The 14,961-nt window shown below is 34.0% G+C and carries 13 protein-coding genes; 11 read left to right on the forward strand and 2 right to left on the reverse strand.

Features of this window, described 5'->3' with window-relative positions:
* Positions 1-98 precede the first annotated feature (98 nt).
* The gene (locus ISP73_04600) at positions 99-1,292 is read left to right on the forward strand and encodes a pyridoxal phosphate-dependent aminotransferase (GenBank protein ID MBL6657867.1); all 1,194 of its coding nucleotides are present in this window, start codon (positions 99-101) and stop codon (positions 1,290-1,292) included.
* A gap of 72 nt (positions 1,293-1,364) precedes the next feature.
* A complete protein-coding gene (locus ISP73_04605; protein MBL6657868.1) occupies positions 1,365-2,264 on the forward strand; it encodes a D-glycero-beta-D-manno-heptose-7-phosphate kinase in 900 nt (299 codons plus the stop codon).
* Here ISP73_04605 and ISP73_04610 read toward each other — a convergent pair.
* Entirely contained in the window at positions 2,248-3,051 is an 804-nt protein-coding gene (locus tag ISP73_04610; GenBank protein MBL6657869.1) for an ion transporter, read from the reverse strand. The two genes, ISP73_04605 and ISP73_04610, sit on opposite strands and share 17 nt — an antisense overlap.
* An 85-nt stretch (positions 3,052-3,136) precedes the next feature.
* Between ISP73_04610 and ISP73_04615 the strand changes: the two genes are divergently transcribed.
* From ISP73_04615 to ISP73_04630, 4 genes are read left to right on the forward strand one after another with little or no spacing between them, the layout of a single operon-like run.
* The gene (locus ISP73_04615) at positions 3,137-5,368 is read left to right on the forward strand and encodes an amino acid permease (GenBank protein ID MBL6657870.1); all 2,232 of its coding nucleotides are present in this window, start codon (positions 3,137-3,139) and stop codon (positions 5,366-5,368) included.
* Positions 5,369-5,407: 39 nt separating this feature from the next.
* Positions 5,408-6,136 (forward strand): bifunctional demethylmenaquinone methyltransferase/2-methoxy-6-polyprenyl-1,4-benzoquinol methylase UbiE, encoded by a 729-nt coding sequence (gene ubiE, locus ISP73_04620; GenBank protein ID MBL6657871.1) that lies wholly within the window; start codon positions 5,408-5,410, stop codon positions 6,134-6,136.
* 26 nt (positions 6,137-6,162) lie between these two features.
* On the forward strand, positions 6,163-6,858 hold the full coding sequence (locus ISP73_04625) for a PorT family protein (GenBank protein MBL6657872.1): 696 nt from the start codon (positions 6,163-6,165) through the stop codon (positions 6,856-6,858).
* Positions 6,859-6,868: 10 nt separating this feature from the next.
* Positions 6,869-8,407 (forward strand): NAD(P)/FAD-dependent oxidoreductase, encoded by a 1,539-nt coding sequence (locus tag ISP73_04630; GenBank protein MBL6657873.1) that lies wholly within the window; start codon positions 6,869-6,871, stop codon positions 8,405-8,407.
* Between the two features lie 315 nt (positions 8,408-8,722).
* Here the strand turns inward: ISP73_04630 and ISP73_04635 are convergent, their stop codons facing one another.
* The gene (locus ISP73_04635; protein MBL6657874.1) at positions 8,723-9,430 is read right to left on the reverse strand and encodes an RNA methyltransferase; all 708 of its coding nucleotides are present in this window, start codon (positions 9,428-9,430) and stop codon (positions 8,723-8,725) included.
* 103 nt (positions 9,431-9,533) lie between these two features.
* Here ISP73_04635 and fbaA point away from each other — a divergent pair, with 103 nt between their 5' ends.
* The 5 genes from fbaA (at position 9,534) to ISP73_04660 (ending at position 14,929) form a co-directional block, all read left to right on the forward strand.
* On the forward strand, positions 9,534-10,595 hold the full coding sequence (gene fbaA / locus ISP73_04640) for a class II fructose-bisphosphate aldolase (GenBank protein MBL6657875.1): 1,062 nt from the start codon (positions 9,534-9,536) through the stop codon (positions 10,593-10,595).
* Between the two features lie 2 nt (positions 10,596-10,597).
* Positions 10,598-11,455: an acetyl-CoA carboxylase carboxyltransferase subunit beta gene (locus tag ISP73_04645; GenBank protein MBL6657876.1), complete on the forward strand. Its 858-nt coding sequence runs from the start codon at positions 10,598-10,600 to the stop codon at positions 11,453-11,455.
* A gap of 70 nt (positions 11,456-11,525) precedes the next feature.
* A complete protein-coding gene (rpsO, locus tag ISP73_04650; protein ID MBL6657877.1) occupies positions 11,526-11,795 on the forward strand; it encodes a 30S ribosomal protein S15 in 270 nt (89 codons plus the stop codon).
* An 86-nt stretch (positions 11,796-11,881) separates the two neighbouring features.
* Positions 11,882-13,999 carry a polyribonucleotide nucleotidyltransferase gene (locus ISP73_04655; GenBank protein MBL6657878.1) on the forward strand — a complete coding sequence of 706 codons (2,118 nt, stop codon included), beginning with the start codon at positions 11,882-11,884 and terminating at the stop codon, positions 13,997-13,999.
* 66 nt (positions 14,000-14,065) lie between these two features.
* A complete protein-coding gene (locus tag ISP73_04660; protein ID MBL6657879.1) occupies positions 14,066-14,929 on the forward strand; it encodes a sigma-70 family RNA polymerase sigma factor in 864 nt (287 codons plus the stop codon).
* Positions 14,930-14,961: the final 32 nt, after the last annotated feature.

The following is a 14,961-nucleotide window of genomic DNA, read 5'->3' on the forward strand; positions in this document are numbered from 1 at the left end:
ATTAACAAAGATAGACATAAATGATAAAAAATCATAAATCTCATTCAATATTTAGACCTACATTTTATTACTTTTGTTGGCATAACTTTTACACAACAATGAAACAAGTATCAAACCGATTATTACAACTTTCAGAATCAGCCACATTAGCTATGGCAAGAATGAGCCGTGAGCTTAAAGCCCAGGGGCATGATGTTATTGCATTAAGCCTAGGAGAACCAGATTTTGACACGCCAGATTTTATAAAAGAATCGGCAAAAAATGCTATTGACAATAACTTTTCTCATTATACCCCTGTTCCAGGCTTAATTGAGTTAAGAGAAGCCATCTGCCACAAATTAAAACGTGATAATCAACTTGATTTCACCCCTAATCAAATTGTTGTCTCTACAGGTGCTAAGCAATCAATTGCTAATGTTTGTTTGAGTTTGCTTAACAATGGAGACGAAGTTCTATTACCTGCTCCTTATTGGGTAAGCTATTATGAGCTCGTTAAACTTGGAGAAGCTACACCAATTGTTATTGAAAGTGATATTGACAATGACTTCAAGATAAGTCCAGAGCAATTGGAAAAAGCCATTACTCCAAAAACTAAAATGATGATTTTTAGTTCACCGTGTAATCCTAGCGGAACGGTTTACACAAAATCAGAACTTGAATCACTTGCTGCAGTTCTTGCTAAACATCCAAATGTGTATGTAATTAGTGATGAGATATATGAACTCATCAATTTTGGAGTTGAACATTACAGTATGGCAAAAATTGAATCTATCAAAGACAGAGTCATTACCGTTAATGGTGTTTCAAAAGGATTTGCTATGACTGGCTGGAGAGTTGGCTACATAGCTGCCCCACAATGGATTGCAGATGCTTGTAACAAGATTCAAGGACAAGTCACTTCAGCAACATGTGCAATTGCTCAAAAAGCAACAGAAACCGCCATGCTTGCTGATCCGTCAGAAATTGAAAATATGAAATTGGCTTTTCATAAAAGAAGGGATTTGATGCTAAATATGCTGAATGATATTCAAGGTGTAAACACAAACACTCCGGATGGTGCATTTTATATTTTCCCTGACGTTTCTCACTATTTTGGAAAATCAGATGGAAGCAAAACTATCAATAATTCATCAGACTTTTGTATGTACCTATTAAATGATGCTCACGTGGCTCTAGTAGCTGGAGAAGCATTTGGATCGCCTAACTGTGTGAGAATATCATATGCTGCTTCAGAAGAAAACCTTATTGAAGCTGTAAGTAGAATAAAAAAATCATTAGAAAAACTAAACTAATTGGGAGTTTATAATTGGAAATCTATATTTGATGGATTTGAAAAATTCAAAGTATTAATTGTTGGTGATGCAATGATTGATGCATATATGTGGGGGGACATCAACCGTCAGTCCCCTGAAGCTCCGATACCAATTGTTGACATTTCAAAACATGAAAAACGTTTAGGTGGTGCTGCCAATGTAGCAATAAACATCAAAGCATTAGGAGCAGAACCCATCTTGTGTTCAGTTATTGGAAATGATAAAGACGCCTTTTTTCAGTTAATGAAAGATGAAAATCTTTCTACGAAAGGCATTCTCTCAACTAATCGCAAAACTACCATTAAAACTAGAGTAATTAGTGAAGGAAAACATCAACTTAGAATAGATGAAGAAGATGTATTCCCAATTGATAACGAAGAGGGTTTTATACAAAATACAATATCATTAATGAATGATGTTGATGTAATTATCTTTCAGGATTATAATAAAGGTGTTCTGACTAAAAAAGTAATTGATGCTCTACTTTCTGAAAGTAAAAAACTAAATAAATTAACGCTTGTTGACCCAAAAAAGGATAATTACTGGTGTTATAAAAACGTCGATTTATTTAAACCTAACTTAAACGAGTTAAACCAAATTAGCGATAATAGTATTGAGGCCACTCAAATTGAAGAACTAAGTCAGGAGGTATTAGTACAGCAACAAAAACTTAATGCTAAATACTTTATGCTAACACTCTCCCAATATGGTATTTTTATTAACGATGTAAATAATAACCATCAATTCCCTGCCTTTGATCGAAAAGTAATTGATGTTTCTGGAGCTGGTGATTGCGTTATTGCGACAGCATCATTAGCCTTAGTAAGTGGGTTATCCATTGATAAAATCGCTCAACTATCAAATTTAGCAGGTGGATTGTCTTGTGAAAAAGTTGGTGTGAACCCTATAGAAAAGGATAATTTAATTAAAGAAGCTAATCGTTTAATATAGCACCACAAAACTTACAGTGGATAGCATCTGGCTCATGCCCTTCTTTTGAACATTCTCTACAAGCTTGAGTACTCACGTTTTTTTGTGTGGCTTTTACCATAGAGGCTGATACTATACCGGTTGGAACAGCAATTATACCATAACCCAAAATCATGATTATTGAAGCTAAAATCTTCCCTAAAGATGTTAAGGGAACAACATCACCATAACCTACTGTTGTAAGGGTTACAACTGCCCAATAAATTGACTTTGGAATATTTTCAAAACCATTACTCTGCCCTTCAATAATATACATTAAACTTCCAAGAAAAACTACAATCAAAATTACCGACAAAAGAAATACAATGATTTTAGGTTGAGAAGACCTTAAAGCTATTTGCATAATATTTGCACCTCTTAAATATCTCGATAACTTAAATACTCTAAAAACACGTATCAATCGAATTATTCTGACATCCACTAAAACACGCATTGGAGGGTATAAAAAGACTAAATAGGTAGGAATAATTGACAATAAATCAATTATCCCCATAAATGAAAAAATGTATTTGAAAGGTTTGTTAATAGAATATATCCTTAAGAAATATTCGATAGTAAATAAAATTGTGAAAAACCACTCAACCCATCTAAGTAAATAGCCATACTTGAAAGAAATTGAGTCAACACTTGAAAGAATAGCTCCAAATACAGACAAAATAATAGCTATCAAAAGAGCTATATCAAAAAATTTTCCCTCTCTTGTATCAGCCTCAAAAATTATTTCATGAATCCTATTCCTATTGAACATCGTCTGCGAAGTTAAGACTATTTTAAAAATTACTTTTAAAATTTAGATTTTTATACATTTGAAAAAAATTACAGATTCTAAGTTTATGTCTAAAAGACTAAAAGAAAGTAGAGGACAATTTGGTACAACACCAGTGTTTATGGCATCCATAAGTACCATTTTAGGCGCAATTCTTTTCTTAAGATTCGGTTATGCAGTAGGAAATGTTGGTTTTTTTGGGGCTATTGCCATAATTATATTAGGACATGCGGTTACCATTCCAACAGCATTGGCTGTAGCCGAAATAGCTACAAATAGAAAAGTTGAAGGTGGGGGCGATTATTATGTTATTTCTAGGTCATTTGGACTAAATATTGGCGCTGCAATTGGATTAGCGTTATTTCTTTCTCAAGCCATTAGTGTATCGTTTTACATCATTGCATTTGCAGAGTCTTTTGTTCCCTTTGGCAAATATTTAATAGAAAAATACGCCTTAGGAGATTGGAGTCATTTCCTTTTAGAAAAGAAAAGTATTGGACTCATTTCAATGTCTTTATTAACGATGTTGTTTTTATACAAAGGAGCAAATATTGGGATTAAAGCATTATATCTAGTTGCTAGCATCATTTTCGTATCTCTTATCATGTTCTTTTTAGGCGATAGTCAAATAGCTTGGGATGAAGTGAGTTTCTTTTCTAAGGTAGATGATTCAGATAGTTTCTTTTATGTATTCACTATAATTTTCCCAGCATTTACAGGAATTTCTGCAGGACTAGGGCTTTCAGGAGACTTGAAAGAACCTAGAGTATCTATTCCTAGAGGTACAATTTTCGCAACAATATTAGGAGCCATCATTTATGTTTTTGTAGCTTTCAAACTTACCATTTCTACAAGTTTGGAAAACCTTGCTAACAATCAGTTAGTAATGAGTGATATAGCTATTTGGGGACCAATTATTCCAATAGGTTTAGCGTGTGCAGCCATTTCATCAGCCTTGGGTTCAATAATAGTAGCCCCAAGAACTCTTCAAGCTTTGGGAAAAGATAACATCTTCCCATCAGAAAAAATAGACAAGTGGCTTTCAAAAGGCAAAAAGGAAACAAACGAACCCACTAACGGCACAATAATAACCTGTGCTATTGCATTTTTCTTTGTTTATGTAGGAGATATAAATTTCGTAGCAAAAATTATATCGATGTTTTTTATGGTCACCTATGGCGCTATCTGTCTTATCTCATTTTTGGAACACTTCTCTGGTGACCCATCTTACAGACCAGTATTTAAATCAAGATGGTATATTTCTTTGTTAGGAGCTATACTGTCGATTTGGTTAATGTTCAAAATGGATACTCTTTTTGCTTTTATATCCATCATTATAATGATAATATTCTATCATTTTATAAATAAAAAGTCCTCTGACAAAAGAGAATTTGTTAATTTATTTAGAGATGTTCTTGAGCAAATAGCCAGACAAATTCAAGTATTTCTTCAAAGAAAAGACGAGAATTCAGAGGAAAGAGTACATTGGAGACCTTTTGTTGTATGTATTAGCGATGCTTCACTAAAGAGAACAAATGCTTTTGATGTTACAAGATGGATAGCCTACAAATATGGTTTTGGTACATACATTCACTTTATTCAAGGTTATTTGAGTCGTCAAACTTTCAACCTTTCTAAGGAAATAAAACACCAACTTATTGAGGGTGAAAAATCAAATGTATATGTAGATACAATGATTTCTCCTTCATACACTTCAGCATTGGCTCAAGTTGTTCAGTTATCCAGTATTTCAGGAAAAGATAACAATCTGATATTATTAGAGTATTGTGAATCAGAAAAAGAATCATTTGCAGATGTAATTAGCAACTTCAACTTGCTTCACACTACAGGCTATGACGTCTGTATTATGCGTTCCAGTGGTAAGGTTGTCAAAAAAGAAGAAATACACATTTGGATATCATCTAGAGACTACGAAAACTCCAATATGATGATTCTCTTAGGCTATATAATAATTGGTCATCCAGAGTGGAGAAATGCACAGATAAAAGTGTTTACCATTTACCCTAGGGATAAGTTTGAAGAATATAAAAATCAAATGTTCGACTTTATTGAATCTGGTCGATTACCAATATCTCCTCGAAATATGAAAATGGTACCCCATGATGAAAGTATAAGCATAAAAGAAATCATAAACGAACGATCTGTAGACTCTGACTTAACTATTATTGGATTTAGAGGCGAACTCGTAAAAAAACAAAAACTAGATATTTTTGAAGGTTACAATAATATTGGTAATATCTTATTTGTAAATAGCATTAATAAAAAAGATATTGAGTAATTCTAATTGGCTATCTTTGTAACCTTAAAATTACACGCATTGGGAACCAATATCAAACCTTACAACAAAGATAAATCTTCAAAGAAAGAGCAAATAGCTAAAATGTTTGATGCTATTGCCGAACGCTATGATTTTCTTAATCACTTTTTATCATTAGGTATTGATATTCTTTGGCGTAAAAGAGCCATCAAAGAAATAAGTAAAATAAACCCTAATTACATATTAGATATTGCTACAGGGACAGGAGATTTAGCTATAGAAGCATGCAAGCTCAATCCTAAAAAAGTTGTAGGTATTGATATTTCAAATAATATGCTTGATTTTGGAAGAGTAAAAATTAAAAAAAAGGGCTTAGAGAACATCATTGAAATGACTTATGGAGATTCTGAAGATCTTCAGCTTGAAGATAATTCCTTTGATGCTGTAACGGCAGGCTTTGGCGTAAGAAACTTTGAAAATTTAGGAAAAGGGCTTTCTGAAATGAACAGAGTCATGAAAAAAGATGGGATTGTGGCAATTATTGAACCTGCCGAACCCGTTGTTTTTCCATTTAAACAGTTATACAATCTATATTTCAAAGGCATATTACCTTTTGTCGGAAAATATTTTTCAAAAGACGATTCGGCATATACCTATCTTCCACAATCTGTAGAGGCTTTCCCCTCTAGAGAAAAATTTATTGAAGAATTAATTAAAGCTGGATTTAAAGACGCTAAATTCATTTCATTGACATTTGGTGTTGCAGCTTTATACATTGCTACGAAATAAATCTATTTTTTTTACGATATTGCAGTATGAAAAAAATTTACTCAATAGCCCTTATTTTATTTCTTGGTCAGCAAGTATTTGCACAACGGTATAACGTACCACTCAATCTACCCAATTACGACAATAAAGCCATGCACTTCGGTTTTTTAATTGGTATAAACACACTTGACTTTAAAATTACTCCTGTAACCGATACAGATGATGAATTATTTGTTATTGAGTCAGAAAGTCAAAAAGGATTTAATCTAGGAATTGTATCTAATTTTAGATTAGGGAGAAACTTAGATTTTAGAGCTATTCCCACCCTATCATTAGCAGAACGAAGAGTACTTTATACGCTTAATGACAATACAATATTAACAGATGAAAACAAAAAAATAGAATCCACTTTCATTGAATTCCCAATTGCACTTAAATACAAATCGGAGAGATATAACAATATGAGAAGTTATATTGTTACTGGCTTTAAAGCATCTATTGACCTTGCATCTCAACGAAATATTGATGACGAGGGTTTTGATATCGTTAAAATTAAAAAGAATGACTTTTCATATGAAATTGGACTAGGATTCGATTTTTACCTTCCATATTTTAAATTTTCTCCAGAACTCAAAGCTAATTTTGGACTACCTAATGTGTTGGTTGATGATGACAGCATCTATAGTAGTTCTATTAAAAGCATGAAAACAAGAGGCTTTACCATTTCATTCACATTTGAATAAACACATTATAATGTCAGAATTTATAAACTTAACCTTCACCCCTGAACAAGCCTCTGACATAGATACTGTGTCCAAAACAATTGAAAAAGAGAAAAAGAAACTATATATCTCACATGATTACTGGAAAATCGTAAAAAGATCTATTGATGCCAGAAGCAGAAATGTGAAAATTCGCATGCAAATTCAATTTATCGATTCTTCACAAAAGGATAAAAGTATTAAAAGAAACTACCAGAATGTAGAACACAAAGAGGAAGTAATTATCATTGGTTCAGGACCAGCAGGACTTTTTGCCGCCCTTAAATTAGTTGAACAAGGCAAAAAACCAATCATTCTGGAGAGAGGAAAAGATGTAAGACAACGAAGACGTGATATCGCTGCAATAAACAAAAATCACATTGTAAACACCGATTCAAACTATTGCTTTGGTGAAGGCGGTGCAGGAACGTATTCAGACGGAAAACTATATACCCGCTCTAAAAAAAGAGGCTCTGTTTTAGAGGTGCTAGAAACGTTAGTCTTTCACGGAGCAAAAGAAGATATTTTAATAGACGCACAACCACATATTGGCACTAATAAATTACCCAAAATAATAGCTAATATTAGAGAAACAATTGAAAGTAATGGCGGTCAAATTCATTTTAATACTAAAGTGATTGATTTCATCATCTCTAATTCAAAAATTGAGGGAGTAATTACAGAAAATGGTGATAAAATACTTGCAAAAAATACCATTCTAGCCACAGGTCATTCAGCTAGAGATATTTACACTTTATTAGACAATAATAAAATAGCTCTAAAGTATAAACCATTTTCAATGGGTGTAAGAATTGAACACCCACAAGAGTTAATAGACAGTATTCAATACTCATGCAAAGAGCGAAGTCCGTATCTACCGGCAGCATCTTACAAACTAGTTACTCAAGTAAAAGAAAGAGGAGTGTACTCATTCTGTATGTGTCCAGGTGGGTTTATTGTTCCAGCCGCCACAAATAGTGGTGAAATAGTTGTAAACGGAATGTCCCCTTCAAAAAGAAATTCAGTGTTTTCAAACTCAGGAATCGTTGTTGAAGTAAAAGAAGAAGACCTTTTACCGTTTGAAAAATATGGCGAGCTTAGAGGACTTTATTACCAAATGTCAGTTGAAAAAAGCATGTGTCAATTAACACCAGAACTTCAAGTTGCACCAGCTCAAAGAATGGTAGATTTTGTAAATAAAAAAACCTCTTCAAAGTTAAACACCACCTCTTACCAACCGGGAATGCATTCAGTGCCTCTTCATGATATCCTACCTGAATCTATTTCATCTCACCTTTCTGAAAGCTTTAAAGTATTCGGTAAAAAGATGAGAGGATATCTCACCAACGAAGCCAATATTATAGGTGTGGAAAGCCGAACCTCTTCACCAGTAAATATCCCTAGAAATAAAGAAACATTACAACATATTCAGATTAAAAACCTTTATCCATGCGGAGAAGGTGCAGGATATGCAGGCGGAATAGTATCAGCAGCAATTGACGGCATCAAGTGTGCTGAAAAAATTATATAATTTTTTTTGACTATTAGCTAGTGTTGCTTATTGTAAATAAGTACACATTTATGGATTTAGTACTAGTACTCTTAATTGTAATTTTGCTGTATCTCCTTATTTTGTTTATCCTAAGAAAAATTAATTTCAAAGCGAGACAAAGTAATAAGAAGTGCGGAAACTGTTGTCCAAATTGTTATGATGCACTTTCAAAAATAAGAAGAAAAACCATCGATAACTTAATAAATGGAATGACATTGAATATTTTTGAATTTAAACGATTTAATTGAAGCAGTGGCAATTGGGAAGATATTCTATCAAGCTTTATTGTAAAAATCAATAATTAGATAAAAAGATACCACAAGCTACAGCAATGTTTAAAGATTCAGCCTTAGAATCCTTAGCTCTTGGAATACTTATTTTTGTAGGCTCTAATTCTAGTATACACTCACTTACCCCCTTAGATTCATTTCCAAAGATTAAAATACGCTTTGACGATGGCTTAACTTCTTTAAAATCATCCCCATCCAAGACTGTTGCATATAAGCTATAATCAGAATATTTCTTCAAATCTATATTTAAATCAACATAATGTACTTTAACCCTAGTGATAGATCCCATTGATGACTGTACAACCTTAGGATTTAAATAATCAACAGAATTTTCTGAACACAAAATGTGCTCCACGCCGAACCAGTCTGCCAAACGAATGATAGTCCCCAAATTACCAGGGTCACTAATTCCATCCAAAGCCAAAACCGTCTCACCAGATAATTTCAAGTTCTCACTTGGAATATGCACAAGAGCTAAAACTTTGTTTGGTGTCTTTAAAAATGAAATCCGACTAAGTTCTTTTTCTGAAACAATGGTAGCTTCACCTCCTTCCCATTCAGAGGTTGCATAAATGGCCTCTATTTCAAAGTCTGAATTAATAAGTTCATCTACTATCTTTTCCCCTTCAGCAATAAAAAGCCCCTCTGTTTTTCTATTTTTCTTTAGCGATAAAGAGCGGATTTGCTTAATTTTATTTCTAGTTAACATTATCTGTTTAAAACTTTAAGCCGAAAGTAAAAAAATATCTTCGGTAAATATTCATTAAAAATAAGTATTTAATACATTTGCCGTTCTAACCTTTAATAATAACATAATGATAAAAGCTGGTGTAGCTACAGGAAACCAAGTACAAGAAATTTTTAATCACGCAAAAACGCATGAATATGCTCTACCAGCAATCAATGTTGTTAATACCAGTAGTGTGAATTCAGTATTAGAATCAGCAAGAGACAATAATTCCCCTGCTATAGTTCAATTTTCAGCAGGTGGATGCCAGTTTTTCGCCGGAAAAGGACTTTCCAATGATAATTTTCAAGCTGCAATTGCCGGAGGAGTTTCTGGAGCAATGCACACACATCAGCTAGCTGAATTATACGGAGCAACAGTTATCTTGCATACAGACCACTGTGCAAAGAAATTATTGCCTTGGATTGACGGCCTTTTAAGTGCTGGTGAAGATTTTTACAATGTACACGGAAAATCGCTATACAGTTCGCACATGATTGACCTTTCTGAGGAATCTTTAGAAGAAAATATTGATATCTGTAAAAGATACCTCGAAAGAATGAGTAAAATGGATATGACTCTAGAAATCGAACTTGGTATTACTGGTGGCGAGGAAGATGGTGTAGACAACTCAGATGTTGACAGCTCAAAACTATATACTCAACCAGAAGAAGTAGCCTATGCGTATGAAGAACTAATGAAAGTTAGTGATAAATTTACCGTAGCTGCAGCTTTTGGTAATGTACACGGGGTTTATAAGCCTGGAAATGTAGACTTACAACCTAAAATTCTTAAAAATTCACAAACATTTATTCAAGAGAAATTTGGCACAGATTACAATCCTGTTGATTTTGTTTTTCATGGAGGTTCGGGTTCTTCCGTAGAAGATATTCGTGAAGCTATCGGATACGGAGTAGTTAAAATGAACCTTGATACTGACTTCCAATACGCATTCAGTTCAGGCGTTAGAGATTATATGACCGATAAGAAAGATTTCATAGCTTCTCAAATTGGAAACCCAGATGGTAGTGATATTCCAAACAAAAAATATTACGACCCAAGAGTATGGTTAAGACATGGAGAAGAAGCATTTAAACAACGACTTAACAAGGCGTTTGAAGATTTAAATAATGTTAATCAATTGAGTTAAAAATGGGTTGGTTTAAAAGGATACAAGAAGGTATTACCACTTCCACAAATGAGAAAAAAGAAACTCCTGAAGGCTTATGGTATCAATGTCCAAAATGTAAACATATCACTTCCACCGAAGAACACGAAAAAAATTTACATGTTTGTGTAAAATGTAACTTCCATGAAAGAATAAATGCAAAAGAGTACTTTTCTATTTTATTTGATGAAGGCAAATTCAAAGAGTTAGACTCCAACATGATGGCTCTTGACCCTCTTTCTTTTGAAGACACTAAAAAGTACAAAGACCGACTCTCTCAAACCATAAAGAAAACAGGTCTTAAAGATGCTATTACAACAAGCTGTGGTAAGATTAATGGAAAACCAGTAGTTATTGCTTGTATGAACTTCAACTTTATTGGAGGTTCAATGGGATCTGTTGTAGGAGAAAAAATTAGCCGAGCAATACAACACGCAATAAAAAAGAAATGTGGATTTATTATGATTTCAAAATCAGGTGGAGCTAGAATGATGGAAGCCGCATTTTCACTTATGCAAATGGCAAAAACATCAGCTAATCTCTCCCTATTATCCGAAGCAAAATTACCATACATATCCTTTCTTACTGACCCAACTACTGGAGGTGTAACTGCTTCATTTGCTATGCTTGGAGATGTAAATATCGCAGAGCCTGGAGCTCTAATTGGTTTTGCCGGACCAAGAGTTGTAAAAGAAACCATAGGCAAGAGTTTACCAGAAGGTTTTCAAACCTCAGAATTTGTTCTTGAACATGGTTTTTTAGACTTCATTGTTGAACGAAAGAACTTAAAAAATAAACTCTCGCTCTTACTCGATATGTTCTTAGATTACAAAAAACAGTGATATATCTACTTTAATCTAAAACTTTTACTATCTTTGCCAACCATTTTGAAAATGAAAATTTAATAAGAAAATGCACGTAACTGCTAAAGAAAAAGTTGCCATCTTTAAAAAACATGGCGGAGACTCAAAAAATACAGGTTCAACAGAAGGACAAATTGCTTTGTTCTCTAAACGAATAAGCTACTTAACTGAGCACCTGAAACTCAATAGAAAAGATAAAAGTACTCAACGTTCTCTTCAACTACTAGTTGGTAAACGTAGAGGTCTTCTTGATTATCTTATGAAGAAAGATATCGAAAAGTACAGAATACTTATTAAAGAATTAGGAATAAGAAGATAAGGAATCTTCTTAGCGATAAAACGCAAAAGGCAATTTTTCAATTGCCTTTTTGTGTATTTATTAGCATGTATGTAAATTGAAATAAAATGAAAGAAATTGTAAAAAAGATTGAACAAAAAGACGGTAGAACCATTGAATTAAGAACAGGAAAACTGGCTAAACAAGCTGATGGAACTGTTGAAGTAAGAATGGGCAACTCCGTACTTTTAGCAACTGTTGTTTCCAGCAAAGAAGCTAAAGACGATGTTGACTTCCTACCACTTACAGTGGATTACAGAGAAAAATTTGCCGCTGACGGAAGATTTCCAGGCGGATTTTTAAAACGTGAAGCAAGACCAACTGACCATGAAATTTTAATCATGCGATTAGTTGACAGAATATTAAGACCCCTATTTCCTAGCGATTATCACGCAGAAACGCAGATTATGCTATCTCTTTTATCGCATGACGAAAACGTTTGTCCTGAAGCATTAGCTGGTTTAGGCGCTTCAGCAGCACTAGCCGTATCTGACATACCGTTCAACGGACCAATATCAGAAGTTAGAGTAGGTAGAATTAATGGCGAATTAATTGCTAACCCAACACCAGCTCAATTAGAAGAATCAGATATTGATATGGTTATCGGAGCTTCAGCAGATAGCGTGGCAATGGTTGAAGGTGAAATGGATGAAATTTCTGAAGCTGAAATGGTTGAAGCTATTAAATTTGCTCACGAAGAAATCAAAAACCATTGCGCTGTTCAATTAGAACTTACTAAAGCAGTAGGAAAAGAAGATAAAAGAGAATATTCTCACGAAAATCACGATAAAGAACTTGAAGACAAGGTGATGTCTTTTTGTTACGACAAGTTTTATGCCGTAGCCAAAAAAGCCTCAGACAAACACACAAGAAGTGAAGAATTTAAAGCAGTCAAAGATGCTTTCAAAGAAACACTATCAGAAGAAGAATTATCTGAAAAGAGCTTCATGTTAGGTGGATACTTCAAAAAAGCAGAAAAGAAAGCCGTTAGAGATATGGTTCTTAACGAAAATGTTCGTTTAGACGGTCGTACGCCTTCTGACATTCGTCCAATCTGGTGTGAAGTTGATTACCTACCAAGCCCACACGGCTCTGCATTGTTTACAAGAGGTGAAACACAATCACTAACAACTGTAACCTTAGGAACAAAAATGGATGAAAATAGAATTGATGGCGTTACAATGGTAGGCTCTGAAAGGTTCTATTTACATTATAACTTCCCTCCTTATTCTACAGGAGAAGCAAGACCAATTAGAGGTGTAAGTAGAAGAGAAATCGGACACGGTAATTTAGCTCAAAGAGCATTGTCAAGAATGATTGACAAAGACAATCCTTATACAGTAAGAGTTGTTTCTGATATTCTAGAATCTAACGGATCATCCTCAATGGCTACTGTATGTGCAGGAACTATGGCACTAATGGATGCTGGTGTGAAATTAAGAAAAGCAGTTTCTGGAATTGCAATGGGCCTTATTACTGATGGCACTAACTTCGCTGTGCTTTCAGATATTTTAGGAGATGAAGATTTCTTAGGAGATATGGACTTTAAAGTGTGTGGTACAAAAGACGGTATTACTGCTTGCCAGATGGATATTAAAATTGAAGGTTTATCTTATGAAATTCTTACCAAAGCACTTGAGCAATCAAATGCTGGAAGAATGCACATTTTAGGTAAATTAACCGATACTATTTCTGAACCTAGAGAGCAACTCAAACCACATGTACCAAAAATTCATGTGATGTATATTCCTAAAGAAACTATCGGTGCTGTTATTGGACCTGGTGGAAAAATCATTCAGCAGTTACAAGCTGATACGGATACAACTATTACTATTGAAGAAATCGATAATCAAGGTAAAGTTGAAATTTTAGGAACAGGGCAAGAATTACTTGACAATGCTATTTCGGAAATTAAAGCATTAACCTTTACTCCTGAAGTTGGAGATGTATTTACAGGGACAGTTCGTTCTATAATGCCTTATGGTGCATTTGTAAATATTGGTAAAGGAACTGATGGTTTACTTCATATTTCTGAAATTAATTGGGAAAGAGTAGAAAATGTTGAAGACGTACTGAAAGAAGGCGATAAAGTTGAAGTGAAATTAACTGAAATTGACCCTAAATCTGGAAAGCTTCGTCTATCAAGAAAAGTGCTTTTGCCAAAACCAGAAAAAAATAGTAATTAATTGAAACCTTTTCGATTTATTGCACGTATACAAAATATTAGTGCACTAAAACTATAAATTATACAGATGAGACAACTAAAAATTACCAAACAGGTTACCAATAGAGAAACAGCTTCTCTAGACAAATATTTACAAGAAATTGGTCGAGTTGACTTAATCACTGCTGAAGAAGAGGTAGAATTAGCACAACGAATCAAAGCTGGTGACGAAACCGCTTTAGAAAAGCTTACAAAAGCTAACTTAAGATTCGTTGTATCTGTTGCAAAACAATACCAAAATCAGGGTTTATCATTACCTGATTTAATTAACGAAGGGAATTTAGGTCTTATAAAAGCGGCTCGTCGTTTTGACGAAACACGAGGATTTAAATTTATCTCTTATGCAGTTTGGTGGATTCGTCAGTCAATTTTACAAGCTCTAGCTGAACAATCAAGAATTGTCCGTCTACCTTTAAACAAAATTGGCTCTATTAACAAAATCAACAAAGTATATGCTCTTTTAGAACAGCGTTTAGAAAGACCTCCTACTGCTGAAGAAGTGGCAAGAGAATTAGACTTATCGGAAGAGGAAGTGAAGCAGGCAATGAAAAATTCAGGTCGTCACGTATCTATGGATGCTCCACTTGTTGAAGGGGAAGACAGTAATATGTATAATGTGATTGGTAGTGAAGATAGTCCTAACCCTGATGAAGGCTTAATTGTTGACTCATTACGTCAAGAAATTGGTCGAGCATTAGCAACACTAACCCCTAGAGAAGGTGAAGTTATCAAAGCTTATTTTGGATTGAATGGTACTCATGCCATGACTCTTGAAGAAATCGGTGAAGCATTTGACCTTACTCGAGAAAGAGTTCGTCAGATTAAAGAAAAAGCAGTGAGGCGATTAAAACATACTTCTAGAAGTAAGATTTTAAAAACCTACTTAGGATAAATTATAGAGAGCTTCGGCTCTCTTTTTTTTTA

The organism is Flavobacteriales bacterium, from assembly GCA_016779935.1.
In the GTDB taxonomy this organism is placed as follows: Bacteria; Bacteroidota; Bacteroidia; order Flavobacteriales; family UBA7312.

Bases quoted from the DNA above. Each gene is read 5' to 3' on its own strand.
- ISP73_04660 (MBL6657879.1), top strand. From the start codon at position 14,066: ATGAGACAACTAAAAATTACCAAACAGGTTACCAATAGAGAAACAGCT.
- rpsO (MBL6657877.1), top strand. From the start codon at position 11,526: ATGCACGTAACTGCTAAAGAAAAAGTTGCCATCTTTAAAAAACATGGC.
- ISP73_04615 (MBL6657870.1), top strand. From the start codon at position 3,137: ATGTCTAAAAGACTAAAAGAAAGTAGAGGACAATTTGGTACAACACCA.
- ISP73_04630 (MBL6657873.1), top strand. From the start codon at position 6,869: ATGTCAGAATTTATAAACTTAACCTTCACCCCTGAACAAGCCTCTGAC.
- ISP73_04610 (MBL6657869.1), bottom strand. From the start codon at position 3,051: ATGTTCAATAGGAATAGGATTCATGAAATAATTTTTGAGGCTGATACA.
- fbaA (MBL6657875.1), top strand. From the start codon at position 9,534: ATGATAAAAGCTGGTGTAGCTACAGGAAACCAAGTACAAGAAATTTTT.
- ISP73_04605 (MBL6657868.1), top strand. From the start codon at position 1,365: ATGATTGATGCATATATGTGGGGGGACATCAACCGTCAGTCCCCTGAA.
- ISP73_04655 (MBL6657878.1), top strand. From the start codon at position 11,882: ATGAAAGAAATTGTAAAAAAGATTGAACAAAAAGACGGTAGAACCATT.
- ISP73_04600 (MBL6657867.1), top strand. From the start codon at position 99: ATGAAACAAGTATCAAACCGATTATTACAACTTTCAGAATCAGCCACA.
- ISP73_04625 (MBL6657872.1), top strand. From the start codon at position 6,163: ATGAAAAAAATTTACTCAATAGCCCTTATTTTATTTCTTGGTCAGCAA.
- ISP73_04645 (MBL6657876.1), top strand. From the start codon at position 10,598: ATGGGTTGGTTTAAAAGGATACAAGAAGGTATTACCACTTCCACAAAT.